This window comes from Rhodococcus sp. GA1 (assembly GCF_024321955.1).
GTDB lineage: Bacteria > Actinomycetota > Actinomycetes > Mycobacteriales > Mycobacteriaceae > Rhodococcus > Rhodococcus pyridinivorans.
In genome coordinates this window covers 4,854,386-4,880,006 of sequence record NZ_CP097186.1, presented here as the reverse complement: position 1 = coordinate 4,880,006, position 25,621 = coordinate 4,854,386, and the positions used below count along the sequence as shown (strand labels likewise).

The 25,621-nt window shown below is 65.7% G+C and carries 22 protein-coding genes and 1 pseudogene; 14 read left to right on the top strand and 9 right to left on the bottom strand.

Annotated features, from left to right (window positions below):
• Positions 1–118: 118 nt before the first annotated feature.
• Positions 119–667: a recombinase family protein gene (locus M3330_RS22735; RefSeq protein ID WP_065996229.1), complete on the top strand. Its 549-nt coding sequence runs from the start codon at positions 119–121 to the stop codon at positions 665–667.
• A 211-nt stretch (positions 668–878) separates the two neighbouring features.
• Here M3330_RS22735 and M3330_RS22730 read toward each other — a convergent pair whose 3' ends face one another.
• Positions 879–2,846 carry a heavy metal translocating P-type ATPase gene (locus M3330_RS22730; protein WP_052040155.1) on the bottom strand — a complete coding sequence of 656 codons (1,968 nt, stop codon included), beginning with the start codon at positions 2,844–2,846 and terminating at the stop codon, positions 879–881.
• Between the two features lie 97 nt (positions 2,847–2,943).
• Here M3330_RS22730 and M3330_RS22725 point away from each other — a divergent pair, with 97 nt between their 5' ends.
• Positions 2,944–3,306, top strand: a complete 363-nt coding sequence (locus M3330_RS22725) for a metalloregulator ArsR/SmtB family transcription factor (protein ID WP_006554865.1) — start codon at positions 2,944–2,946, stop codon at positions 3,304–3,306.
• 96 nt (positions 3,307–3,402) lie between these two features.
• Here the strand turns inward: M3330_RS22725 and M3330_RS22720 are convergent, their stop codons facing one another.
• The 5 genes from M3330_RS22720 to M3330_RS22700 all read right to left on the bottom strand — a co-directional run bounded on the left by M3330_RS22720 (position 3,403) and on the right by M3330_RS22700 (position 9,174).
• Complete coding sequence (locus tag M3330_RS22720; protein ID WP_006554866.1) at positions 3,403–4,245, bottom strand: F510_1955 family glycosylhydrolase; 843 nt, start codon at positions 4,243–4,245, stop codon at positions 3,403–3,405.
• 41 nt (positions 4,246–4,286) lie between these two features.
• On the bottom strand, positions 4,287–6,455 hold the full coding sequence (locus M3330_RS22715) for a copper-translocating P-type ATPase (RefSeq protein WP_255026435.1): 2,169 nt from the start codon (positions 6,453–6,455) through the stop codon (positions 4,287–4,289).
• A 46-nt stretch (positions 6,456–6,501) separates the two neighbouring features.
• Positions 6,502–7,158, bottom strand: a complete 657-nt coding sequence (locus M3330_RS22710) for a DUF305 domain-containing protein (RefSeq protein WP_230810838.1) — start codon at positions 7,156–7,158, stop codon at positions 6,502–6,504.
• A gap of 77 nt (positions 7,159–7,235) precedes the next feature.
• Complete coding sequence (locus M3330_RS22705) at positions 7,236–8,744, bottom strand: multicopper oxidase family protein (protein ID WP_303627220.1); 1,509 nt, start codon at positions 8,742–8,744, stop codon at positions 7,236–7,238.
• A complete protein-coding gene (locus M3330_RS22700; RefSeq protein WP_225623907.1) occupies positions 8,737–9,174 on the bottom strand; it encodes an SHOCT domain-containing protein in 438 nt (145 codons plus the stop codon). The genes M3330_RS22705 and M3330_RS22700 overlap by 8 nt, the downstream gene beginning before the upstream one ends.
• A gap of 76 nt (positions 9,175–9,250) precedes the next feature.
• Here M3330_RS22700 and M3330_RS22695 point away from each other — a divergent pair, with 76 nt between their 5' ends.
• Both M3330_RS22695 and M3330_RS22690 read left to right on the top strand, forming a co-directional pair.
• Positions 9,251–9,928 carry a response regulator transcription factor gene (locus M3330_RS22695; RefSeq protein WP_033098383.1) on the top strand — a complete coding sequence of 226 codons (678 nt, stop codon included), beginning with the start codon at positions 9,251–9,253 and terminating at the stop codon, positions 9,926–9,928.
• The gene (locus tag M3330_RS22690; protein ID WP_255026430.1) at positions 9,925–11,079 is read left to right on the top strand and encodes a cell wall metabolism sensor histidine kinase WalK; all 1,155 of its coding nucleotides are present in this window, start codon (positions 9,925–9,927) and stop codon (positions 11,077–11,079) included. The genes M3330_RS22695 and M3330_RS22690 overlap by 4 nt, the downstream gene beginning before the upstream one ends.
• Positions 11,080–11,360: 281 nt before the next feature.
• Here the strand turns inward: M3330_RS22690 and M3330_RS22685 are convergent.
• A pseudogene (locus M3330_RS22685) lies at positions 11,361–12,387 on the bottom strand (integrase); the annotation flags it as partial.
• Between the two features lie 314 nt (positions 12,388–12,701).
• Here M3330_RS22685 and M3330_RS22680 point away from each other — a divergent pair.
• Positions 12,702–13,946 carry an IS256-like element IS1164 family transposase gene (locus M3330_RS22680; RefSeq protein ID WP_255026428.1) on the top strand — a complete coding sequence of 415 codons (1,245 nt, stop codon included), beginning with the start codon at positions 12,702–12,704 and terminating at the stop codon, positions 13,944–13,946.
• A 416-nt stretch (positions 13,947–14,362) separates the two neighbouring features.
• On the opposite strand, the gene M3330_RS22675 is transcribed toward M3330_RS22680, so the two are convergent.
• Positions 14,363–15,220 carry a CoA ester lyase gene (locus M3330_RS22675; RefSeq protein WP_006553248.1) on the bottom strand — a complete coding sequence of 286 codons (858 nt, stop codon included), beginning with the start codon at positions 15,218–15,220 and terminating at the stop codon, positions 14,363–14,365.
• 438 nt (positions 15,221–15,658) lie between these two features.
• Positions 15,659–16,153, bottom strand: a complete 495-nt coding sequence (locus tag M3330_RS24565) for a helix-turn-helix domain-containing protein (protein ID WP_369683126.1) — start codon at positions 16,151–16,153, stop codon at positions 15,659–15,661.
• A 358-nt stretch (positions 16,154–16,511) separates the two neighbouring features.
• On the opposite strand from M3330_RS24565, the gene M3330_RS22670 reads away from it, so the two are divergent.
• The 9 genes from M3330_RS22670 (at position 16,512) to M3330_RS22630 (ending at position 25,587) form a co-directional block, all read left to right on the top strand.
• Entirely contained in the window at positions 16,512–17,024 is a 513-nt protein-coding gene (locus M3330_RS22670) for a flavin reductase family protein (protein ID WP_170318535.1), read from the top strand.
• Between the two features lie 40 nt (positions 17,025–17,064).
• The gene (locus M3330_RS22665) at positions 17,065–18,552 is read left to right on the top strand and encodes an aldehyde dehydrogenase (protein WP_006553251.1); all 1,488 of its coding nucleotides are present in this window, start codon (positions 17,065–17,067) and stop codon (positions 18,550–18,552) included.
• Positions 18,553–18,655: 103 nt separating this feature from the next.
• Positions 18,656–19,831: an LLM class flavin-dependent oxidoreductase gene (locus M3330_RS22660; protein WP_255026425.1), complete on the top strand. Its 1,176-nt coding sequence runs from the start codon at positions 18,656–18,658 to the stop codon at positions 19,829–19,831.
• Positions 19,831–20,004 (top strand): hypothetical protein, encoded by a 174-nt coding sequence (locus M3330_RS22655; protein ID WP_170318536.1) that lies wholly within the window; start codon positions 19,831–19,833, stop codon positions 20,002–20,004. Before M3330_RS22660 ends, M3330_RS22655 begins: the two co-directional genes overlap by 1 nt.
• Positions 20,001–21,446, top strand: a complete 1,446-nt coding sequence (locus tag M3330_RS22650; RefSeq protein ID WP_006553253.1) for a cytosine permease — start codon at positions 20,001–20,003, stop codon at positions 21,444–21,446. The genes M3330_RS22655 and M3330_RS22650 overlap by 4 nt, the downstream gene beginning before the upstream one ends.
• A gap of 5 nt (positions 21,447–21,451) precedes the next feature.
• Positions 21,452–21,778 carry an EthD family reductase gene (locus tag M3330_RS22645; RefSeq protein WP_006553254.1) on the top strand — a complete coding sequence of 109 codons (327 nt, stop codon included), beginning with the start codon at positions 21,452–21,454 and terminating at the stop codon, positions 21,776–21,778.
• A complete protein-coding gene (locus tag M3330_RS22640) occupies positions 21,775–23,436 on the top strand; it encodes an amidohydrolase (protein WP_006553255.1) in 1,662 nt (553 codons plus the stop codon). The genes M3330_RS22645 and M3330_RS22640 overlap by 4 nt, the downstream gene beginning before the upstream one ends.
• A 59-nt stretch (positions 23,437–23,495) precedes the next feature.
• Entirely contained in the window at positions 23,496–24,950 is a 1,455-nt protein-coding gene (locus M3330_RS22635) for an NAD-dependent succinate-semialdehyde dehydrogenase (RefSeq protein ID WP_039958322.1), read from the top strand.
• The gene (locus M3330_RS22630) at positions 24,934–25,587 is read left to right on the top strand and encodes a 3,4-dihydroxy-2-butanone-4-phosphate synthase (RefSeq protein WP_006553257.1); all 654 of its coding nucleotides are present in this window, start codon (positions 24,934–24,936) and stop codon (positions 25,585–25,587) included. Before M3330_RS22635 ends, M3330_RS22630 begins: the two co-directional genes overlap by 17 nt.
• Positions 25,588–25,621 lie beyond the last annotated feature (34 nt).

The window sequence follows — 25,621 nt, the reverse complement described above, 5'->3', positions numbered from 1 at the left end:
GAGCGCTGCAAAAACCCCGCCACCAAGCGAACGAAGCCACAAACTGTTCCGAAACCCATGTCTAAAACCTCTGGTTCAAAACCAGCCTTGTCGGCGAGTTATGGAACACTGCGAGCTTGTGAGCGAACTTTTGGGCTATGCGAGGGTCTCGACGACCGATCAGACCCTCGATCTGCAGAGCGACGCGCTGAGGGCGGCGGGGTGTTCGCGGATCTGGACCGAGACCGCCAGCGGTGCCACGACCGCCCGGCCGCAACTCGACGACCTGTTCTCGCACCTGCGGGCTGGCGACACCCTGGTGGTGTGGCGGCTCGATCGGCTCGGCCGCTCCCTGCCGCATCTGCTTCAGGTGGTCACCGATCTCGAGGAACGGGGCATCGGGTTCCGGTCGGTGACCGAGTCGATCGACACCACCACGGCCGGCGGCAAGCTGATCTTCTCGATCTTCGGTGCGCTCGCCGAGTTCGAGCGCAACCTCATCCGTGAACGCACCTCGGCCGGACTTGCAGCGGCCCGAGCTCGGGGCCGGGTCGGGGGCCGGCCGCCGAAGATGACGGCGAAGAAGATCAAGCAGGCGAAGTTGATGCGCGACAACGGAATGAGTCAGGTCGAGATCGCGGAGATTCTTGGGGTTGGTCGTACGACGCTGTATCGGCATTTGCAGTAGAGGTGGGGTGACCACAGTCCGGCAGTCACGCCCTGCGGAAACGCTTCGCCCGTAATGAACTGTGCGAGCGCCGACGCAGCGAAGGGCTGATCGTTCCGCGGCGTTCGGGTTCGACCGTGCTGTCCCGCACGGCCGGGTTGGGTGAGCGCCGAAGGTGGATTCGGCCAGATCACCACCGGTGGCGAGGTCACACGTGTGCCGCGGGACCGTGTCAGCCTGTGCGGACAGCACGGCGCCATGCGGTCTCTCGCAGCAGCCGCAGTCCGTTGAGGCCGACGAGGATGGTGGAGCCTTCATGGCCGGCCACCGCCAGCGGCAACGGCAGGGTGCCGACCAGGTCCCAGGTCACCAGGGCCGCGATGACCGAGGCGGCGATGGCGAGGTTGGCGATGACCACGCGTCGGGCCCGCCGTGCCAGGTGGATCACCGTGGGGATGGTGGTGAGGTCGTCGCGGACGACGACCGCGTCGGCGGTCTGCAAGGTCAGGTCCGATCCGGCGCCGCCCATGGCGATACCGACATGCGCAGCGGCCAGCGCGGGGGCGTCGTTGATGCCGTCGCCGACGACGACAACTTTTTCTCCGTCGGCCTGCAGCGCGCGTACGGCGGCGACCTTGTCGTCGGGCAGCAGCCCGGCCTGTACCTCGCTGATGCCGACCTCGGCGGCGAGCCGTGCGGCGACGACCGGATTGTCGCCGGTCAGCAGCGTGGGGGCGGTGCCGATGAGCGCCCGAGTGGCGGCCACGGCGATCGCTGCCTGCGGGCGCAGTGTGTCGGTCAGGCCCAGCACCCCGACGGGATGATCGTCGCGGGTGACGACCACCGCGGTGTAACCCTGGTTCTGGAAGTCCTCGACCACGGTAACGGCGGGGGTGTGGGTGCTGTGTCGTTCGAGCAGCGCGGCCGGGGCGCCGACAGTGACGATGTGGTCGTCGATCAGGGCGGAGACCCCGCGGCCCGGCAGTGCGGTGAATTGCTGTGCTGCCGGCCAGGTCAGGGTGCGGGTATGTGCGGCGCGCATGATCGCCGCGGCGAGCGGATGCTCGCTGGGGTGTTCGGCAGCGGCCGCCCACCGCAGCACTTCGTCGGGGTCGACTCGCGGGTCCACCGCCTCGATCCGGACGAGTTCGGGGGTGCCGTGGGTCAGGGTGCCGGTCTTGTCGAATGCGAGGCGGGTGGCGGTGCCGAGCTGTTCCATCACCACGGCGGATTTGACCAGCACCCCGTGGCGGCCGGCGTTGGCGATGGCAGCCAGCAGCGGTGGCATCGTTGCCAGCACCACCGCACACGGGGACGCGACGATCATGAATGTCATCGCCCGCACCAGTGCACGTTCGAGCGGTTCGCCGAACAGCAGTGGGATGGTGAACACCGCGAGGGTCACCGCGACCATGCCCACCGAGTAGCGCTGCTCGATCTTCTCGATGAACAACTGCGTGGTGGCCTTGGTGCGGCCGGCCTCCTCGACCAAAGTGGCGATGCGGGCGATCACCGAATCGGCGGCCCGGCGAACCACCCGCAACCGCAGGACACCGGTGCCGTTGACGGTCCCGGCGAACACCTCGTCCCCGGCGGTCTTGTCCACCGGCAGGGGCTCGCCGGTGATGCTGGCCTGATCGACCTCGCTGCCCCCGCCGATGACCGTCGCATCGGCCGGGATCCGCTCCCCGGGGCGCACCAGCACCAGGTCGTCGACCTCGAGTTCGGCCGCGGCAACCGAGTGTTCCCGGCCGTCGGCATCGAGGCGGGTGGCGGTCTCCGGGGCGAGCTCCAGTAGTCCGCGCACCGAGTCCTCGGTGCGGGCGGTCGCCCATGCTTCCAACGCGCCGGAGGTAGCGAAGATGACGATCAGCAGTGCGCCGTCGGTGATCTGCCCGATGGCCGCCGCGCCGATCGCGGCGAGGACCATCAGCAGATCCACATCCAAGGTCTTGTCCCGCAGCGCCCGGATCCCGGCCGCGCCGGGTTCCCAGCCGCCGGCGGCGTAGCAGGCCAGATACAGCGCCCACCATGTCCAGGTCGGCGCACCGGCGAACTGGGCGATCAGACCGAGGAGGAACAGGACGAGGGCTGCGCCGGCCCAGCGGACCTCGGTGAGTTCGAACAGGGTCGTACGGCGTACCGCTGTCGACGGGGGCGTCGGATGCGGATGGGTGGATGTGGCGGTCGGTGCGACCACAGGTCACCTCCAGGGCGACAGACAACAGATGCGAACCACGATAACAGAACAAATGAAGAGGTCTTCATGTATTGATTTCGGGGTAGGCTCCGCGGTCATGGGACACGGAATCGAGGGCCGCGACCGCCCGGCCGCCCGGCTGGACGCCGAGTCCGCCGCCCATGTCGCCACCACCTTGCAGGCCTTGGCGACGCCGAGCCGATTGTTGATCCTCACCGAACTGCGCCACGGCCCGCGCCCGGTCACCGAACTGGCCGAGGCCGTCGGAATGGAGCAGTCCGCGGTCTCCCACCAGCTTCGCCTGCTCCGCAATCTCGGCTTGGTTGTCGGCACCCGAGCGGGCCGTTCCATCGTCTACAGCCTCTACGACAACCACGTCGCCCAACTTCTCGACGAGGCCGTCTACCACAGCGAGCACCTGCGCCTGGGATTGTCCGATCAACCCGAAACCGCCGGCTGAGCCCCTCCCGCGACCGATGCCGAGGCGAGGTGCACTTGGTACCGGTCCCCTCGGTCGGCGGCGCCGAGTGGTGGGACCGCGCTCGGCAGTATCGGGTCACTCGAGGGTGTAGAGATCGTGCGCGGTGGCGGCATAGGCGGTGTCGGCATCGACGGCCAGCAACGCCTCGACCGGACCGACCATTGCCTTCTGTTCCCAATTTCGACCGGTGTGGCTGCGCCAGGCGACACCGTCGGTGTCGACACCCCACAGGGATCCGTCACCGGCGGCGGAGAGCAATACCAGTGTGGGGGCCTCGGGAATGGTGGTGAAGGTGCGGGCGGTATCGGTGCTGTGCTGCAGCCCCTCGGCGGTGGCCGCCCAGACACCGCTGTCGGTGACAGCCAGTGCTGCGGCGGCCAGCGGGGCTCCCGAACTCCACGTGGTGCCGGCGTCGGTGGAGACCAGCAGTCCGGTGGTTCCGTCGAAGCCGACGAGCACCGTCCCGTCGGTGGCCAGGGCGTGGAAGTCCACCTCTCCGGTCAGGGATTTCGGGGTCCATGTCCGTCCGCCGTCGATGCTGTCGATCAGTCCGAGCGGGTTCGGTGCCGAACTCGACGGTCCGGGATGTCCGGAGGCGAAGAGCCGATCGGTGCCGGGCACCCCGGTCAGTCCCATGAAGTCGTCGTCGGAGGTGCCGACCCGGGTGGTGCGCCCGTCGACGCCGAGGGTGACCAGGCCGGTGTGAGTGCCGGCCAGGATCGTGCCGTCGGCACCGAGGTGTAACCCGTGCAGGTGATCGAGGGCAGGGGTCAATGCCACCGCGGGCACCTCCGCGGTCGGGACAGACCCCGATCGGGTCGGTGTCGTAGCGGGCTGCTGGGTCGAGCATCCGACGAGCACGGTCAGGGCAGCGGCGACGAGCACACCCCGGCAGGGGCGCGCGAACGATATCCACATGGACGCAGAAGAACTTTCTCTCTGGGGCAGGGCCACGCAGGTCAGGTGCGGGCTAAGTGGGCGGGGTCGAGGTCGAGGCGGCGCAACAGTTGTGCGTTGAGGGCAACGACGATGGTCGAAACCGACATGAGCACCGCGGCCACCGCCGGGGAGATCGCCACCCCGACGAAGGCGAGCACACCGGCGGCCAGGGGCACAGCGATGATGTTGTAGCCGGTCGCCCACACCAGGTTCTGCCACATCTTCCGGTAACTGGCGTGGGAGAGCTCGATGATCGACAGCACCGCCCGCGGATCGTTCGCCGCCAGCACCACCCCGGCGGATTCGATCGCCACATCGGTACCGGCACCGATCGCCACCCCCACGTCGGCGCGGGCCAGGGCCGGGGCGTCGTTCACCCCGTCGCCGACCATGGCGACCTTGTGCCCGCGCTGCTGCAGTTCGGTGACCTTCGCGTCCTTGTGCTCGGGCAACACCTCGGCGAAGACCTCGTCGATGCCGAGATCGGCGGCGACGGCGTCGGCGACCTGCCGGGCATCACCGGTGATCATCGCGACCTTGACTCCGCGGGCGTGCAGGGCGTCGATCGCCTGGCGGGACTCCTCCCGGACCGCGTCCTCGAGCGCCACGGCACCGAGCACCCGACCACCTTCGGCGATGTGCAGCACCGACGCTCCGCGCTGCACCCACTGTTCGGTGACGGCGGTGACCTCCTCGGGTACCGACAACGCCAGGTCGGTGAGCATCGCGGGGCCGCCGACGGTGACCTCGGTGCCGTCGACGACCGCGCGCACGCCACGGCCGGGCAACGACCGGAAGTCGGTGGCGGTGATCTTCTCGCCCGTCGGGACACCGGTGTCCGCTGCGGCCACGATCGCACGCGCGACGGGATGTTCACTGTCGGCTTCGACCGCGGCGGCGCGGGCCAGCAGATACGACTCGCCGATCCCATCGGCGGTCGCGACGCCGGTGACCTGGTGCTGGCCCTGGGTCAGGGTGCCGGTCTTGTCGAACAGCACCACCTCGACGGTGCGCATGCGTTCGAGGGCGAGACGGTCCTTGACCAGCACCCCGGCCTTGGCGGCGCGTTCGGTGGAGATCGCGATCACCAGCGGGATCGCCAACCCCAGGGCGTGGGGACAGGCGATGACCAGCACGGTGACCGTGCGCACCACCGCTTCGTCGACGTTGCCGAGCAACGCCCACACCACGAAGGTGAGCAGCCCGGTGATGGCGGCAAAGTAGAACAAGAACGCCGCGGCCTTGTCCGCCAGCGCCTGTGCCCGCGAGGAGGAGGCCTGAGCGTCGGCGACCATGCGTTGGATGCCGGCCAGGGCGGTGTCCTCACCGATGGCAGTGATCCGTACGCGCAGGGCGCTGTCGGTGGCGACGGTGCCGGCGACCACCGTGTCACCGCTCTCGCGGGTAACGGTCTTCGATTCGCCGGTGATCATCGACTCGTCGACCTCTGCGCGCCCGTCGACGACCGTGCCGTCGGCCGGGACGCGGGCCCCGGCCCGCACGAGCACCACGTCGTCGAGGGTCAACTCCGACAGCGGCACCTCCTCGGTGCCGTCGTCGGTGATCTTCTCGGCGGTGTCGGGCAGCATCGCCGCCAGCGCGTCGAGCGCTCCCGAGGCCGAACCGAGGGCACGCATCTCGAGCCAGTGCCCGAGCAGCATGATCACGATCAGCAGCGCCAGCTCCCACCAGAAGTCCAGGTCGAAGCCGCCCAGGCCGAGCGTGGTGATCCACGAGGCGGCGAAGGCGACGCTGATGGCCATCGCGATCAGCAGCATCATTCCTGGGCGGCGCGAACGCAGTTCGGCCCAGCCGCCGGTGAGGAACGGCATGCCGCCGTAGGCGAAGATCACCGTGCCCAGCACCGGCGGAATCCACATGGCCCCGGGGAAGTCCGGCATGGGATAGCCGAGCAGCTCGGCGACCATGTGGCTGAACCCCACGACCGGGATCGACAGGATCAGCGACACCCAGAAGCGGCGGCGGAACATCTCCCCGTGCGCGCCGTGCCCGGCGTGCCGGTCGTGGCCGCCGTGCCCGGTGTGTTCGGCGGACCCGCCGAGGTGGGCGAGGTGTTCGCCGTGCCCGGCATGCGCATCTTCCGCGTCGGGCGGCGGGCTCTGTGTGGAGGTGCCGTGATCGTGTCCGGCCGGTGCCGGATGGGAGTGTCGGTGTTCCGGGTGCGACATCGAAAAGCTCCTGTCTGGGGCGGCCGACGGGGGTGAGCGGGGTGCGTTAGAGGGTGTCGAGCAGTTGGCGCATCGTCTCGATTTCCTGCTGCTGGGTCTCGACGATGCTGCGGGCCATCACCACCGCCTCGGGGAACTGTCCCTCGGCGATCTCGGTCCGTGCCATCTCGACGGCGCCTTCGTGGTGGGTGATCATCTGCTTGAGGAACAGGCGGGCCGCGTCGGTGCCCTGGGCATCCGATAGTGCCTGCATGTCCTCGTCGCTCATCATCCCGTCCATCCCGCTCATGCCGTCGCTCATCCCATCCATGCCCATGTCCTCGTCCATGCTGGGCATGTCGTGAGCCCCGTCGGGCATCGAGGTGGGTGCACCCCACTGATCGAGCCAGGACTCGAGTTGGTCGATCTCCGGACCCTGCGCGGCCTTGATCTGCTCGGCCAAGGCACTGACCTCGGCGGGGATGTTGTCCTTGGCCAAGATCATGTCGCTCATCTCGATGGCCTGACTGTGGTGCGGGATCATCATCTGCGCGAACATCACATCGGCATCGTTGTGTGCCGCGGTCTGTTCGGTGGGCGTGCTCGCCGAAGCTGGCGAGGTCGAGGTCGCGGCCGTGGTGCCGGTGTCGGAGTCGCTGCAGGCAGCGGCGGTGAACACCACCGCCAGGGCGGTGACGCCGGCAGCAAGGGTCTTCTTGTTCATCAGGGTGTGTTCCTTTCTCGAACGAGCACAGGCATCGTGATGGCCCAGTTCGGCCTCGCCGGTCGGCAGGACCCAGGTCACGCCAGGTAGGACACGGTGGTCATCATTCCGGCTTCCTGGTGATAGGCGTTGTGGCAGTGCAACGCCCATTGACCGGGGTTGTCGGTGTCGAATTCGATCTCGACGGTGCGCATGGGCCCGATGGTGACGGTGTCCTTGCGCAGTCCGGTATCGGTGAGCGCGAAGGTGTGTCCGTGCAGGTGCATGGGGTGGAACATGTCCGACATGTTGCGCATCCGCATGCGCACCCGTTGCCCTTCGTTGACGGTCAGCGGTGCACTGTCGGGGTGGGCGCGACCGTTGAGGGTCCAGCGGTACGGCGACATGGTGCCGCCCATGTCCACGCTGTGGTACAGATCGTGATCACGTTCGGTCAGCCGCACGTACTCCCGTGGCGCAAGGTCGGTGCCGAGCAGTACCCGCCGATCGAGCTCGTCGGGACGGGGTTGTGGTGGCAGCTCGCCAGAGGCGGTGCGCACCACGGCCTGCCCGTGCCCGGTCTTGCCCTCGGCCTGAGCGAACAGCGGGAACACCCCGTCGTCGAGGGTGACGAGTACGTCGACACGCTCACCCATGCCGATGAGCACTGCGTCGGTGTCCTGCGGTACGACCGGGAAACCGTCGGTGTGGGTGACCGTCATCCGGTGTCCACCCAACGCGACCCGGAAGGCGGTGTCGGCGGCGGCGTTGACGAACCGGATCCGTGCTCGTTGTCCGGGTGCGGCGGTCCAGACCATCGGATCTTCGGGCACGCGCCCGCCGAGCAGGAAGTGGGGATAGCGCACGTCCCCGGCGCCCCCGAGCAGCGGGGAGAACATCGTTTCCCCACCCATGTCCATGTCCGTGGCGTCGTGGTCCATCGTGCCCATCGCGGCGCCGTCACCGTTTCCTGCTCCGCTGCCGATGCCGAGCTCGCGGGCCACCTGGTCGGGGGTGCGGCCGGTGCCGTCGAGCCAGTCGTCGAGCACCACGATCCATTCGTGGTCGTAGTCGCCCGGCTCGGCCGGATCATCGATGATCAGCGCACCGTAGAGCCCGCGGTCGAGTTGCAGACCCGAATGCGAGTGATAGAAGTACGTGCCCGCATGAGGGACGGTGAACTCGTAGACGAATCGGTCTGCGGTGGCGATCGGGTCCTGGGTCAGCCCGGGAACACCGTCCATGTCGTTGCTCAACGCCAGCCCGTGCCAGTGCACACTCGTCTCCGCTGGTAGCTGGTTGTCGACCTCCACCCGCAGGAGATCCCCGGCTCGGGCACGGATCAGCGGTCCCGGCACCTGATCGTCATAGGCCCAGGTGGACACGATGCGTCCCCCGAGGTCCACCTCGACCGGACGCGGCGTCAACCGGGCCGAGACCACCTGCTGGCCCGGGACACGTCGCTGCTGCTCGAGACGACGCACCACCGGTGACGTGGCGGCCACCGGCACGCCGGTCGCCGCCCCCGCCCCGGAACAGGCCGCCAGGACTCCGGCACCGGTCAGCATCGAGCCGATCAGGAAGGCTCGGCGGGTCAATCTACCCACGGACCTGCCCTCGCCGATCAGCAATCGCAGCGAGGTTGCCGGTCTGCGTCAATACCTGCCGCCGGGCGACGAACTCATCGGAGTCGATGTCGCCTCGGGCGAACCGCTCTTCGAGCATCCGCAGCGGATCACCCTCATGCTCGATGCCAGCAGGACCGCTCGTACGGTCGGCGCGGAACATGACGGCCACCAGATAGATCACCACCGTCCAGAACGCGAGCATGCACACGGCCATGACGGTCCATCCCGCCCAACCGATGTCACCGACCCAGCCCATCATGATCGTCTCCATCCCTCGGTTTCGTAGCTTCAGCATCGGGTTCCCACCCCACAGGTTCGATGGAGGTCGTATGAAGATTTGCTCAAGAAACTCCCTGTCGCGTCGCCGCGATACCGGCACCGCGACGGTGCTGGCGATGATGGACCCCATGACCTCCTCTGCTCGACCACCCGCACCCGGCAGCGACCCGGCGACGCCGGCGCGTCCCTCCACCGGCTTGCGGGCGATGGTCGTCGAGGACGAACCGTCACTGGCGGATCTGGTGGGCTCCTATCTCGAGCGGGACGGTTTCGAGGTCGCGGTCACCGGCGACGGCGCCGAGGCCGTTCCCCTCGCCCGGCAGGTCGATCCCGATGTGGTGGTCCTCGACCTCGGACTGCCGGGCCTGGACGGGGTGGAGGTGTGCCGGCAACTGCGGACCTTCTCCGACGCCTACGTCGTGATGCTCACCGCCCGCACCGAGGAGATCGACACCCTGATCGGGCTGTCCGTCGGCGCCGACGACTACATGACCAAACCGTTCAGCCCCCGCGAGCTGACAGCGCGCATCCAGGCCATGCTGCGCCGTCCCCGCACCACCATCGCCGCGACCGTTGCGCAGCCACACCGCTTCGGGGACCTGGCCCTCGACGTCGACGGCCGCGAGGCCACCGTCGCCGGGCGGCCGATCGCCCTGACCCGCACCGAATTCGACATCCTTGCCGCCCTGGCACGCGATCCCGGAGTGGTGCTCACCCGCACCCAGCTGATCGAAGCGGTATGGGGGCCGAGCTGGGTCGGCGACGAACACCTGGTCGACGTGCACATCGGGCACCTGCGCCGCAAACTCGGCGACGACGCCACCCGCGGCCGCTACGTGCGCACCATCCGCGGTGTCGGCTACCGAATGGGCACCGGATCATGACCGCCCGATCGTCCACACCAGGCGGGTCCCTGCGCCGCACCATCAACACCGCGAGTTTCGGCACCCGACTGTTCCTCGCCCTGACCGTGGTGGTGCTCGGCTGCGCCGTCAGCGCCTGGATCGTGGCCTCGGCGCTCGCACCCGGCATCTTCCACGATCACCTCGGTCAAGCCGGCATCGACCACAACTCCAACCAGGCCCATCACGTCGAAGAGGCCTTCACCTGGGCGATCATCCTCGCCTGGGGACTGGCCATCGCCATCGCGGTGCTGCTGTCCCTGGCGGTGAGCTGGTACATCGCCCGGCGCGTTCAACGGTCGCTGACGGCGGTGACCACCTCCACCGCCCAGATCGCCGCCGGCCGCTACGACACCCGCATGCACAGCCCCGGACTTGGCCGCGAATTCGACGATCTCACCGTCACCGTCAACGAAGTCGCCCGCCGCCTCGAAGCCACCGAAACCACCCGGCGCCGGATGCTCGCCGACCTCGGTCACGAGATGCGCACCCCGATCGCCACTTTCGACTCCTACCTCGAAGCCCTCGAAGACGGCGTCCGCAGCCTGGACGAGGACACTCTGCAAATCCTGCGTGCCGCCACCCAACGCCTCGACCGCCTCGCCCAGGACATCACCGCCGTCTCCCGCGCCGAGGAACATCTCACCCGCATCATCCCGGTCCCCACCGACACCGCAACCCTGATCACCGCAGCCGCCGAGGCGGTCCGCACGCGCTACGACGACAAGAGCGTCACCCTCGAGACCTGCATCGAGCACTCCGTGCCGGTCACTGTCGACCCGGACCGGTTCGGGCAGGTCCTGGGCAACCTGCTCGACAACGCGCTGCGCCACACCCCCCACGGGGGCACCGTCACCATCACCTGCCGCCAGACCGACCCCACCCACGCCGAGATCGTCGTCGCCGACACCGGAGAAGGTATCGCCGCCGAACACCTCGATCACCTCTTCGACCGCTTCTACCGAGCCGATCTCGCCCGCAACCGCCGCCACGGCGGCAGCGGAATCGGCCTGACCATCACCCGCGCACTCGTCGAGGCCCACCAGGGCCGGATCCGCGCCGACAGTGCTGGCCCTGGCCGCGGGGCACGGTTCATCATCGACCTGCCCATCAGCAGCGCACCGCGGATGTAGGGCGCTCACCTCACGAAGTTCCTACTCCGCCAAGCATCGGATTCGGCCACGAATTGACTGCTGCAAAGAACCAGGAGCCACTTCAACTGCCAGAGTCAGGGCGTCCATCCCGGCGCAACGAAGTCTCACCACTGCTCTGGCCCTGTACTCGAAATCATGCTGGTTAGGGATCGTCAAACAGCACCGGTGTCGATGGTCAGCCGAAGAACGAGTTCGTACCGGTACCCGGCTGACATGAGGCGGTAGTGTGTCGGCGAGGTGGCCCTGTGCCCGGTGGCGTCGGGGGAATGCTTGCGGGCGTAGACCTCGAGCATGGCCGGGCTCGCGTGCCCGGTTTGCCGCATGATCGCGTGCGCATCGGCGCCGTTGCGGAAGGCTTGCGTGACGAACCCGGCCCGCAGCGAACGCCCACCGAGCTGATCGACCAGCACCGAGTCATAGCCGGCGGCGGCGGCCCGTTGGCGGATCCGTTTGTGGATCGCCGCCCCCGACAGCCCGGTGGTCGAGAGGTTGCCGTTGCGGCGCACCGACCGGAACACCGGCGCGAGCCTGTCCGGTGTCTGGGGCCAGGCGCCCCGGCACCCATGCCCCTCGAAACCGGGGGTAGTGCGCAGGAGCCGGATCACCGAGGGGCGGCCGCCGATGTCGAAGGCGGCGACGACCTGCAGCCACCGCAGATACGCGCACGGCGGACAGGATCGGTGCGAGTCGGTGTACGACAGGGCCCGGATGGTGCCGACCCCGTCCTGGTCGGTCTTCGACTTCCCCAGCCGCACATGCAGGCCGTCGTGCCGGTGTCTGGTGATGTCGCCGACCTGCAAACCGGAGAGCTCCGAGCGGCGGAACGCGCCCGCGAACCCCATCAACAACAGCGCACTGTCCCGGCGTTCGTACACCTGGCCCGCCCACGAGGTCGGGGACTGGCGGGCGGCGGTGACGATCGCGACCACATCCTCAGCCAACAAAGGGGCGACACGTTTCGGTGGGCGGTCCCCGGCCGCAGCGTAGGTGCGGCGGATCCCCGACAGTGTCGCCGCGACCACCTCCGCGGACCCCGGCGCCGTATAGCCGGCGGCGCGATGCCGGTGGGTCCGCCGGCAACATCTGATGGCCCGAGGCGCCGCACCAGCGTTCGAACCGCCTCCAGTCCGACACGTACGCCCGCCGGGTGTTCTCCGACTTCGATACCCCCACCGCCCCGCTCACCAGAGCAGCCGACTCGGCCGCCAACACAGCTGCCGCGGGCGGAGTGCCGCCTACCACCGTCGGCGTCGAACCCAAACCAGCACCATCGGCGTCACGCAGCATCACAGAGGCAGGCTAAAAGTCCCCACCGACATCCGAGGGACCTGGCCGCGGACGCGAGCCGGTGCTGGCATCGACGTAGAGGGCGTAGATGGACCGCATTGCACGTGTGGCCGACGACTACATGCTGATCTGTCGCCCCAGCTCACTGGAGGGATTGACTACCGACGAGCACAAAAACAGGGGGGGTTGCGTCCATCAGGATGGTGTACGAGCCGGATCGGATCCGATGACCGGCGTGTCGTAACCGGACGAAAGACGGTCACCGCGTGATTCTTCGAGAGAGCTACCAACTCGACTCGACGAAAGAGCACGCGATGACCACTGCCCACGATATCGACCTCCGCCAGCTTGTCGAAGACCGACTCACCGGCGCCAGCCCCGACCTGCTGCGCGAGCTGCTGACGATGTTCATCCACGCCCTGATGGGCGCCGAGGCCGACGCCCTGTGCGGCGCCGACTACGGCCAACGCTCCGACGAACGCGTCAACGTTCGCAACGGCTACCGGCACCGCGACTTCGACACCCGCGTCGGCACCCTCGACGTGGCCATCCCCAAGCTGCGGTCCGGCTCGTACTTCCCGGACTGGCTGCTGCAACGGCGCAAGCGGGCCGAACGAGCCCTGACCTCGGTTGTTGCGACCTGCTACCTGCTCGGGGTCTCGACCCGGCGGATGGAGAAACTCGTCGATACCCTCGGGATCACCTCGCTGTCGAAGTCGCAGGTCTCGGTGATGGCGAAAGACCTCGACACCCAGGTCGAGGCCTTCCGGAACCGACCCCTCGATGCGGGCCCGTACACGTTCGTCGCCGCCGACGCCCTGGTCCTCAAGGTCCGCGAGAACGGACGGGTGGTGAACGTGCACGCCCTGGTCGCGGTCGGGGTCAACGCCGACGGCTACCGCGAGATCCTGGGGCTGGACGTCACCTCCGCCGAGGACGGCGCCGGCTGGCTGACCTTCTTCCGCGGGTTGGTCGCCCGCGGCCTGTCCGGGGTGCGGTTGGTGACCTCCGATGCCCACGCCGGCCTCGTCGCGGCGATCGGCGCAACCCTGCCCGGCGCCTCCTGGCAGCGGTGCCGCACCCACTACTCGACGAACCTCATGGCCGTCACACCGAAGTCGTCGTGGCCCTGGGTGAAGACACTGCTGCACTCCGTGTACGACCAGCCCGACGCGGATTCCGTTCACGCACAATACGATCGAATCATCGATGCACTCACCGAGAAGCTGCCGAAGGTGGCCGATCACCTCGACGCCGCCCGGTCGGATCTGTTGGCGTTCACCGCGTTCCCGAAGCAGATCTGGAAACAGATCTGGAGCAACAATCCGCAGGAGCGCCTCAATAAGGAGATCCGCCGCCGGACCGACGTGGTGGGGATCTTCCCGGACCGCACCGCTCTGATCCGACTCGTCGGGGCGGTGCTGGCCGAGCAGCACGACGAGTGGATCGAAGGCCGCCGCTACCTCGGCCTCGACGTACTCGCCCGCTCCCGCACCGGCAAGCCCGCCGACAGTGTCACCGAGGGCACCGAGGAGGTGACACCGGCCTTGACCGCCTGATCCACCGACGAGGAATCACGCGACGACGTCGTACACCACCTCACGGGACTTGACCACAGGGGGTGCGGATAGCGGCGCAGCCTAGCCGTGTGGTTAGGCAGTCGGACGGGACATGCGTCGGTAGGTGCCAGGACTGCTGCTTCAACGCGCAGGCGACGATCCACGTTGGTGGGCGCCAGACCCGCAGAATTCGCCCATCGTGACGCGGTGCTCGCCTGGACTGACGACTGTGCGCGGTTCGGGCCGGTCGTGGGACTATGGACTGGCTCGGACTCCGTCGTGCTGGCGAAGCTCCCCAGAATCGCGCCAGATCCATCTTCGATGAGCCCTCATCACTGTTACGCTCTCACCGCCGCAGGTGATCTCCATCATCCAGACTGTCGGGCCCCGTCGGTCATCTGTATCTGATCGGACGGTCAAAGCAAGTTGAGAGCACCAGCGTGGTTGAGGATTGCCTGGGCACGCTTTCGTCGTGGCGGGTAGCTGCCATCGACCTTATCGGCGGATTGGTTCACCAGCTGAAGTGCCGCGTAGATTTCATCCTGTGATGGTGAGAAACCCCGGTTGACGATCTTCGCGTCGGAATCACGTAGGCATAACTTGCCACCCATTCCCAAATCACGGGCTTGACTACAGCGGTGAAGGATCGTGGCTTCGTCGCCGCTGAGCGTTGGGCCATCGATCGGAGCCGGTAGCCCAGCGGCTGCACTGGAGAACACCATCGCGACTCGGGCCGCGGTGAGAGTAGGCGATCCGTCTTTGGCGCGAGTGTCTCTGCTGAAGTCGCCGCTGCCCAGGGCGAGACGCGTAGGTCGAGCTTGGGTGATCTCCCTAAGATTCAACACTCCTACGGCTGTTTCAATGAGAGCAATAACCTCACGCGAGCCGTTCAAAGCGGCTGTGGTGCGGCCGATCTCGCTCCCATACTCGGTCTTGGCGAGCACCACACCGCGGATGCCCACGCAGTCTTGGATCGTCTCGAGGTCGTGACACCAGTCCGCTGTCGTCGCAGGATTGATTCGCACCCACGCCTGACCGCCGTTGTTGGCCCATCCCCGGAGTACCTGCCGTGCGTGGGAACGCTGTCCGATAGGGACACCGTCTTCGAGATCGAGAACAAGCCTGTCTGCGGTAACCAACGGCAGCTCCGCTGCCTGTGTGGCAGGCACCAGAAGCCATGATCTGGCGTACTCACTGCTGATTGGTTCTTGATCAGCCGTATTCGATGGATCTCGTTCCGCGCCGCCGCGAGAGGATTCGTGGCTATCATTCACCGACGAGAACCTCCCACTCGGTAGCTCGCGGGTGCCTGCCTGGCGTGTAAAACTCCAGATATGGGTCCTGTATACGCCGGAGGTCGGGACTCTGTGTGAAGCGTTGGCGGGACCCTGCATCCTGCCACCCCGATAGCGTCATTCGTTCGGCGCTATCTCGCTTCTGCAGGATTCGGGCATTCAGTAGTACCGGATTTCTGTACCAGATAGGACCGCCTTCATCGCTCAACAGCGAGCGACCGAGCTCGTCAGTGTCTGGCCTGGCGCCCCAGGTCGCCATTCGGATCAGCATCGAGAGACCTTCCGTTGTGGGAGTTGATGGCGGAGTCAGGTGCAGCCATGTTCAGCGATTCGATTCGCGGAAACGGGACGGTAGTAGCGGTCAGGCGCGACTGGATCGACGATCCTCTTCACGGGATACCGTCTGTTGAATGTTGGTCAGACTGGGGGTGCGACGACCCAGATGATTTCGGCGACAACGTCGCCGGTGTTGATCAGTCGGTGTGGCTCTGACGATCGGTGTTCGATCGAATCTCCGGTGGTCATCACTATCGATCGACCACCGAGTTCGTAGGTGACCTCGCCTCGCACGACATGAAGTACCTCGGTGGAATCGCCGTGCACATACGGTTCTTCGCTGGTGCACGAGCCTGGGTCTACCTCACCTCGGTACATCTCGACATCAAGGGAGGGGGTTCGGGACAGGACAAACTTTCGCGTGCCTCCCGCGGCGTGGATCTGGGGTTGCTCGTGTACGCGGGCTAGGTGATATCCCGTCGAGGCGATTCCGGCCAACACATCGGCAGGAGTGACCCCCAAGCTGGCGCAGATCCGCCGCAAGGTACCGACGCTCGCATCACACTGTCCGCGTTCGAACTGGCTGAGGAAGCTCGGACTCACACCGGCGTGACCTGCCAGCGATCGCACTGACATGCGTCGGGCTTCACGTAATTCGCGAACTCGGGGTCCGATCGGATCGTCGACCACATTGGTCGCCGGGTTTCGGTTACTGGCTCCCTCTTCCATGATCCGCCTTTGGTGCACACCTACGACCTCCACTGAACACTTATGTTCAGTGGCACTTCACGCAGTGTTCTACAGGTTGATCCACCTGTCAAGGGGCTGGAGGCGACGTCCGGCTGGGGGCGAACTTCGCATGCGGCGGGCAGTCGGGGCGGAAGCTGGCCGCTCAGGCCGAGCACCACTCGAATACGCAAACAATCCGGTTGGCGGCATACTACTTCGCAATCAGGTCTTGCGTGTTCAGATTTTCGCGCATACAGTGCCTCCCATGAATTCCCGGAGTGACGCGTACCACTACCCACCGGTGGATCCGAACGCGTTTCGTGCAGCAATGGCGGACCTGCCGGCCGCGGTCTCGATCGTCACCACCACGTCGGCGACAGGGGAGTTGCACGGCGCAACGATCTCGGCGGTCACCTCGCTGTCGAAGACACCGCCGATGCTGCTGGTATGCCTGGATGCAAACTCGGAGACGCTGGCCGCATTGGAGATCGGTCGAGGATTCCTGGTTCACATCGTGTCCGAGTCCCAACAGGACGTCGCGATGGCGTTTGCCGGGAAGGGTAAGGAGAAGTTCGAAAAAACCGAGTGGTCTCTTTCTGGCTCTGGATGCCCGAGATTTGACGAGGCAACCGTCGTTTTCGAGTGCTCCGTCGAGTCGATGACTCCGGGCGGGGATCACACGATCGTGGTGGGAAACATTCTGGCGATCGACCATGCCGCTGATCGATCTCCGGTCGTGTACCACCGCCAGAGGATGTTCGCGACATCGTCCCAGTAGGCCTCCGCCGCAAGCTATTCAACACCCGAGGAGTATCGAAATGACTTCGACTTTGCAGCAGGACACCTTGTCCGCTGTTCTCGACTACGCCCATCGTCCACACGGGTCATTGGTCGGCGATGCGGAGATCGTCACCGCGACCGAGTCTTTCACCACCGTCGACCCGTCGACCGGCGCGACGCTGACCACCATCGCCGATGCCGATCCGGATACCGTCGACCAGGCAGTCGCTTCGGCAAAGGCTGCCTTCGAGTCGGAGTGGGGGGCGATGCTGCCGGCACAGCGTGAAATCCTGCTGAACCGCTTCGCCAATCTGATCGAGAAGCACACCGCCGAACTTGCCGGCTATGACGCCCTCGAAGGCGGCAAGCCGGTGAGCTTCGTCGAAGCCGTAGACCTGCCCTTGGCAGTGGAACAGTTCCGTTACTACGCCGGATGGCCGACGAAAATCGCGGGGCAGACGGTTCCTGTATCGACGCCAGACGCACACGTGTACACACGCAAACTACCCCTCGGCGTCGTTGCGGCCATCACGCCATGGAACTTTCCGCTCTGTCAGGCAGCGATCAAGATCGCACCGGCTCTGGCCGCGGGGAACACCGTTGTCATCAAGCCCTCCGAACTGACCTCACTGTCTACCCTGCGACTGGCCGAGTTGGCCCGAGAAGCGGGACTGCCGTCAGGCACCGTCAACGTCGTGACCGGTCGCGGTACGACGGCGGGACAGACATTGGTGTCGCACCCCGACGTCGCCAAGATCTCGTTTACCGGATCCGAACGAGTCGGTCGCCACCTCGGGGCCGAGGCGGGGCGCCTTCTCAAGCACTCGTCGCTGGAACTGGGCGGAAAGAACCCGCACATCGTGTTTGCCGACGCCGATCTCACCAAGGCCGCCACCGCAGCCGCAACGACGGCGTTCTTCTACTCCGGACAAGTGTGCTTCAGCGGCTCCCGGCTGCTGGTCGAATCATCGGCACTCGACGAAGTCCTGAACATTATCGAGTCCTACGCCGCAAACCTGGTGATCGGTCCCGGGCTGGAGCGCGACACCACACTGGGACCCCTGGTCTCGAGTGAGCATCGCGAAAAGGTGGAGGGGTATGTGTCCTCGGTCGGATCGACCGGTGCCACGATCGCTTTCGGCGGCTCTCGCCCCAACTTTGGCCAAGGGTACTTCCTGAAGCCGACAGCCATCGTCAACCCAAAGGACACCGATGCCGTTGTCAGCGAGGAGATCTTCGGTCCGGTGCTGACCATCCAGACCTTCGACTCCGTAGACGAGGTGCTCACTCGCGCGAACGCCAGCGACTTCGGACTCACTGCCGGCGTGTGGACCGACGATGCACGCAAGGCACATCGAGTAGCGCAGAACCTTCGCGCCGGCACCGTGTGGGTGAACACCTACGCCGACTACAACGCCGCGGCACCGTTCGGCGGCTTCAAGAGCTCCGGAATCGGCCGAGACTGTGGCCCCGAAGGACTCGACAAGTACCTCGACACCCAGACGGTCTGGATGTCTCTGGCCTAGGTGGATCCCCGTCAGCGGAGCCAACCGCTGATCTCGCGCATGCCCACGCCTCCCGGCGTGGTCTGACCCACCGTCCCAGGTCACACGGGGAACCTCACCGCCGTTGACCGGCCACACCCACGGCCACCGGCACCGAATACCAGCCATGCGAGGTCCGTCCCCGCAACCATCAACAGCACCATCCATACGAGGAGGAATAGTCATGCGAGTCGGTCTACTGCAGGAGGGTGATCTCACCGGCACTACCGTTGAGAATCGCTACCACCAACTCATCGAAGAAGTCGCTCTCGCCGACACCCTCGGATTCTCCACGTGGGGAACCTCGGAGCAGCACTTCAGCCCGCCAAGTTTCTCCATCGCCGCGCCCGAGGTTCTGTACTCGGCGATCGCGATGCGCACGCAGAACATCAAGCTACGCACGATGGCGTCGGTCATGCTCAAGTGGAACCATCCCATCCTGGTGGCCGAGCGTCTGGCCACTCTCGACATCGTCTCTCGCGGACGGGCCGAGGTGTGTACTGCGCGGTCGAATAACCTGACCACGCTCGGTGCGTTCGGTGTCGATCCCAAGGACACCCGCGCCCAGTGGGAAGACTCGATGGACGTGCTGTTCAAGGCGATGACCGAGGAGCGGCTCGAGCATGATGGGCCGACGTGGAAGATCCCCTCGGTCGAGGTCGTCCCGAAGCCGATCACCATGCCGCACCCTCCGGTGTCGGTCGCGGCCTCAAGCGTCGAGAGCCACGGCAACGCCGCACGTCGGGGGATCGGAGTCATTTCCTTCGAGAACTACTTCGGATTCGACTACCTGCAGGAATGCATCGACGATTACAACCAGGTCTTCGCCGAGGCCGACCACAGCGCGGTACTGGCACCGAACAACTACCGTGGTCTCTACGTCGCCACCGCTTACTGTGCAGAGTCCCGAGAGGAGGCGCGCAGTGTGGCCCGACGGGTCACCATGGACTACTTCAAGTTCATCCTCGATCTCTACATCCCGCTGGCGAAGAAGCCCGGCTACACCTACCTCGACACCCTCGAGCAGCTGATCGAGCACCAGGACGACATGGACTGGCTCTGTGAGTACAGCCCATCGGTAATGGTCGGCACGCCGGCCGACTTCATCGAGCGGATCAAGAAGCTCGAGGCCATGGGCATCGACGAGGTGCTGCTGCGAATCGACGGTGTCGGACACGACAACATCATGAAATCGCTGGAGCTGATCGGCCATGAGGTGATCCCGGTGGTTGATCCCGCGGCAGCCGGAATGAAGGGCTGATGTCCGCGGTGACGGGCGGGCCAGGCACCGACGTCCGTCTGGCCCAGCTGATCGACGCAATCGACGACGTCGACCAGCAAGGGATCCCGTTGCGGACCAGCGACTACCTCTGGCTGGTCGCAATCACGGTGATGATTCCCGCACTGCTGATGGTGATCGGAGCAGTGTCGTGAACGACAGCGCCAACGAGGCCAGCCTCCCGGCCGACACCGCCGCGCTCGACAACGGGTGGCCGCTGGTGCGTTCACAGCGAACCTGGAGCACCTACTCGATCTTCTCCACCGCGACCGCGACCGCCGTGGCCACCTGGTGTTTCATCATCGGCGGCTTCGTGTCGTACTTTCTGTCCGCACGGCCTGGAACGCTGGCGATCATCGCCGGTTCACTGATCGGAATCCTGTTCATCGCCCTGGCCTGCGTGCCGGTCACGGCGAAGTACGGTTTCGACGCTGTCACCTCGACGGTGCCGCAGCTGGGTACACGGGGGAAGTACTTCGCCGTCGCACTGATCTATCTGGCCACCACGGGGTGGAACATCTACCTGATCGTGTTGCTGGGCAGGTCGGTGGTGTCGATCGCCGACACTCTGGGCCTGCACCTGGCCCAGGGCTGGGTCGGCGGGACCGGTGTTGTCGCCGCACTGTTGGTCGTGCTGATCCTCCGCAACGGAGCAGCCTCGGTGAAGGACTTCACCCGCCTCATCGCGGTCGTGGTGATCGTCCTTGCCGCCGTCATCATCGTGCTCATCGGCACCCACACCGGCTGGTCGACATTGTTTTCCCTGCCGCCGGCAGGCCCGAACACTGACTCGAAAGCGAACTGGGCCAGCGGCCTGGAAGTGCTGATCTCGGTGAACCTCTCATGGTGGGCCTACACAGGTGCAATCGTCCGAAACGGCAAGAGCGCCCGCGCCTCGCTATGGCCAGTCGTGTTCGCGCTCGGACTCGGTGTCGGACTTGGATCGCTGGCGGGATTCTACGGCGGGCTCGCAGTACCGGATTCCGCCGGCGACCCGACGCAGTTCATCGTTGCGCTCGGAGGCACCGCCTTCGGGATCGTGGCGATGGGGTTCATCATCGTGTCGAGCTTCGGCACGACGACGGTTGGAATGTATTCCGCGACACTGGCATTGCGTCAGCTTCCGATTTTCGGAAGTTGGGGATGGAGGTCGACCACGCTCGTCGGGGCGCTTCCCATTCTCGTGTCGGTCGGGCTTTTCCACCGTCAGGTCTTCGACAACTTCAGCGTGTTCCTGGCCTTCCTGGCCATCGCGTTCGCACCAATGTGCGGGATTCAGATCGTCGACTACTTCCTCCTGCGCGGCCAACGTTACGAGGTCGCCGCAATGTACGACACCACGCGCGAGTCGTGTTACCACTACTGGCGCGGCATCAACCCGGTCGCATTCACCTCCGTTGCTGTGGGCGTCGCGCTCTACCTGTACCTGCTCAACCCCGTGACATACCTGTCGCGGACCCCATTCCAGTATCTGACGGCGTCTATCCCCACAGTCGTGGTCTCCGGCGCGACGTACTGGATCCTTTCCCGCCTGGCGTACTCACGAAGCAACACAGGCGGGTACTTGTTCAACTCGACACACAACCTCGTGAGGTGAAACCTGTGCACGACGTCATCGTTCTCTACAACCATCCCGAGGACCGGCCGTCATTCGACCAGCACTACGCGAGTACCCACGTTCACCTGGTCCACCAGCTTCCGGGACTGATCGAATTCACCTGGGGCAAAGTCGATGCAGACAACGAGGCCGCACCGTACTACGTGATTGCGCGAATGACTTTCGCCGATGCTCAGGCCGCGGCAGACTCATTCGGATCGCCAGCGGGCACGGCCTCGGTCGAGGACCTCGACCGCTTCGCGGGCGCCGGCGTCACGGTCCTCCACGTCCCACGGGCCGCTGCTGCTGCGAGCGAGGAACTCACCCAATGAACACACCGAGCGCCGATACCGTTGTCCTGTCCGATCGAGTTCTCACCATGACCGGTGAGGAGAACGAACCGGGCGTGCGGACCGCCGTGTGTATCCGAGACGGAAAGATTGCCGCGGTGCTGCCAGCCGATGCGGCGCAGCCGTGGATCGGTGAGCACACCGTGGTCCACGACTTCGGTGACCGTACCGTCATGCCGGGTTTCGTCGATCCGCACGCGCACAGCGAGGTCGCCGCCAAGGCGACGTACCAGATGGTCGATGTGCGTGCTCCGGAATGTCCTGACATCCCATCCGTACTGCAAAGGCTTCGGGATTCCATCCCGCAGGCCCGCGACGGTTGGCTCGTCGGACAGGCCAACCTGTTCTTCGATCAGAAGCTGGCCGAAGGTCGATTCCCCACCCGCGGAGAACTTGATTCGGTTAGCACGGAACTCGCAGTGGCAGTGCGCGCAGGGGGTCATCTGAGCATCCTCAACAGCCGCGCACTCGAGCTGGCAGGCATCACCTCCGAATACGAGGCGGTCGACTACAGCATCACCGGCAAGCCCACCGTCCAACGTGACGAAGCCGGCAAACCTACTGGTGTCATCACCGAGATGGACAAGCTCATCCCGTTCCCCAGCCTCAGCGACACCGAGATCGAGAAGGCACTCGAGCAGGGAATCACCGAGCTGTTCACCGCCAACGGCGTGACCACCATCGGGGAGATCTCCGAGTCTGTGGACGGCCTGCGGACCTTCGACCGGGCGATCGCCGCGAAACGCATCGGCGTGCGCATGCACGTCTACCTGTGGGCACCGGGCACAGTCACTCTCGAAGAAGCATGCACGCACGCCGAGTGGACGCAATTCACCGCGCCGCCGGAGAGAATGTCAATTCGAGGTGTGAAGGTCTTCGCCGACGGCGGATACTCCGCCAAACGCGCCGCCTTGTCCCAGCCCTACGCCGACGACAGCCACTCACACGGTGAGCTGGCGTTGTCTGTCGAGCAGGTCGCCGAGATCGCACGCGCCACGCGCAGCGCCGGCCTACAGTTGGCGATCCATGCCAACGGAGACTGGGCACAGTTGTCGGTCTGTGAGGCGCTCGCCAAGGCTGCCGGTGAACTCACCGACGGCCCCGGGATCCGCATCGAACATGCAGGCAACTTCGTTCCCGACTACGACGCTCTGTCCGCAGCATGGAAGGCTGCGGCGATCGTGCCGGTGCCGCAGCCAGTGTTCATCTACAACTTCGGCGAATTCATGCCCGACTATCTCGGCGAGTATGCCCGAGAGCGGCAATTCCCGTTCCGACGGATGCTCGACGACGGGTGGCCCATCTCCGGTAGCTCTGACGTGTGGGTGGGCTCCGAAGTCGGGCAGACCAACCCGTTCCTGAGCATCGCCAGTGCCGTCGCTCGCCGGACCTTCCATGGTCAGGTGCTCTCACCCGAACAGGCGGTCACCACCTACGAAGCGCTGCAGATGCACACCATCGCCGCCGCGCAAGCCATGGAAATCGACGACACCCGCGGAACCATCGAGACCGGGAAGTATGCGGATCTCATTGTCCTCGATGACAATCCGCTAACAGCCAACCCGGACCGCCTTCTCTGCATCCGAGTCACCGACGTGCTCCTCGGCGGCGAACAGGTCTACACCGGAGGTACGCGATGACGGACACCGAGAACACCACACCGGGTCGCCCTGACACGAATCTGCGGGGAGACACCGAGGTGATCGACCGCACAAGCCTGCTCGCATCGGTTCCTACCAGTCTGTGCATCGCCGGCCAGTGGCTACCGGCTGCAGACGCGAGCACTTTTGACGTTGTAGATCCGGCGACAGAGCAGGTACTCGCGACGGTCGCCAATGCTCAACCGGAGGACGGGCGTCGCGCGCTCGACGCGGCGGTGGCCGTTGCCGACGAGTGGGCCGGGACAGCTCCGCGGATCAGAGCCGAACTGCTTAATGCTGCTTGGGAACGTGTGACCGAACTGCGTGACCAGTTCGCATTGTTGATCTGCCTCGAAATGGGCAAGCCCCTAGCCGAGGCCTACGGTGAAGTCGACTACGGTGCTGATTTCTTGCGCTGGTTCGCCGAGGAAGCGGTACGTATCAACGGTCGGATCACCCGCTCGCCCAGTGGAAACGGTCGGATCCTGGTCACCAAGACTCCGGTCGGGCCCGTCCTGGCGATCACACCGTGGAATTTTCCCCTCGCCATGGGGACCAGGAAGATCGCGCCGGCCCTCGCGGCGGGGTGCCCGGTGATCCTGAAGCCTGCTGAGGAAACCCCGCTGACGATGCTCCTGCTGGCGAAGGTCTTCGCTGACGTCGGTCTTCCTGCCGGCGTTCTGTCGGTACTGCCCACCCGCAGTGCCGCGGAGCTGACCGCGCCGATGTTCAGTGACGCACGACTGCGCAAGGTGACCTTCACCGGATCCACGGCAGTGGGCAAGAGATTGCTCGCACAAGCCGCCGGATCCGTGATGACCTCGTCGATGGAGTTGGGCGGTAACGCGCCCTTCATCGTCTTCGACGATGCGGACATCGATGCAGCGGTCGAGGGCGCCATGGCAGCGAAGATGCGCAACGGCGGCGAGGCATGCACTGCGGCCAATCGCATTTACGTCGACAACCGGGTCCGTGCGGAATTCACCGAGAAACTCAGTGCACGTATGGCAGCAGTAACGATTGGACCCGGTACCGAATCAGGTGTTCAGCTCGGGCCGCTGATCAGCGACAAGCAACGATCCACCGTCACCGCGCTGGTCGATGACGCGTTGTCGAAGGGGGCCACGGCGACCGTCGGCGGAAAGTCGGTCGAGGGCCCCGGCTACTTCTACGCAGCGACAGTTCTGGCCGAGGTTCCGCCTACTGCCCAGTTGCTCAAGGAAGAGATCTTCGGACCGGTCGCTGCGATCGTCGGCTTCGACGGCGAAGAGCAGGGTATCCAACTCGCCAACGACACCGAATACGGTCTGGCCGCCTATATCTATACCGAGGGTCTCGAGCGGGCGTGGCGTGTGAGCGACGCTCTGCATGCCGGAATGATCGGAGTCAACCGGGGGATCATCTCCGATGTGGCCGCACCATTCGGTGGGGTCAAGGAATCCGGGCTGGGCCGCGAAAGCGGAAGCGAGGGGATCGAGGAATACCTGGAGGCAAAGTATGTGGCCTTCCGATGAACCCTTCACCCGACTGCAGCGCAGGGCTGAACAGCAGCCACCCATGTCTGGTGAGGAGCACGCCATGACGTCATTCGTCCTCGATCACACCACTGCCGCGGCGCCAGGGAGTCTGGAGGCCGACGGGATGGGAGTTCTCCTCGACCACGATGGAGCAGTACTGTTCGCTAACGCGCAGGCGGTCACAACACAACAAATGGCGTTCGCCATCCGGTTCTCATCCGGTCTGATCCACGCAGCGATGCACGCTGACGATCTCGACCGCCTACGGATACCGGATCAGCCCGTCTTCGCCACGGAACTCAGTGGTCTGGACTTCACTGTTGCCGTGGACGCTGTCGGCGTCGGAACCGGTATCTCGGCATTCGATCGGGCACTTACCCTGCGTACCCTCGCCGACCCCACCACCACGACCTCGGACCTACGGCGCCCTGGTCACGTGCTTCCCGTCCGGTGCCGGCCGCACCAGTCAGGACTCGCGGCCACTGTGTGGGAACGGGTGTTGGCGGTCCTCGTCGCCCATGGCTACGCCCCCGTTGCAGGCGCATGCCGACTCGTCGACGATCAGGGGGAAGTCCTCGACGAGAACGACGGGCGTGAGTTCGCCGCATTGCACGACCTCAGCGTATATCGCTGACCTGGCGGTGGGCCCGACATCTTAAAAGGATCGG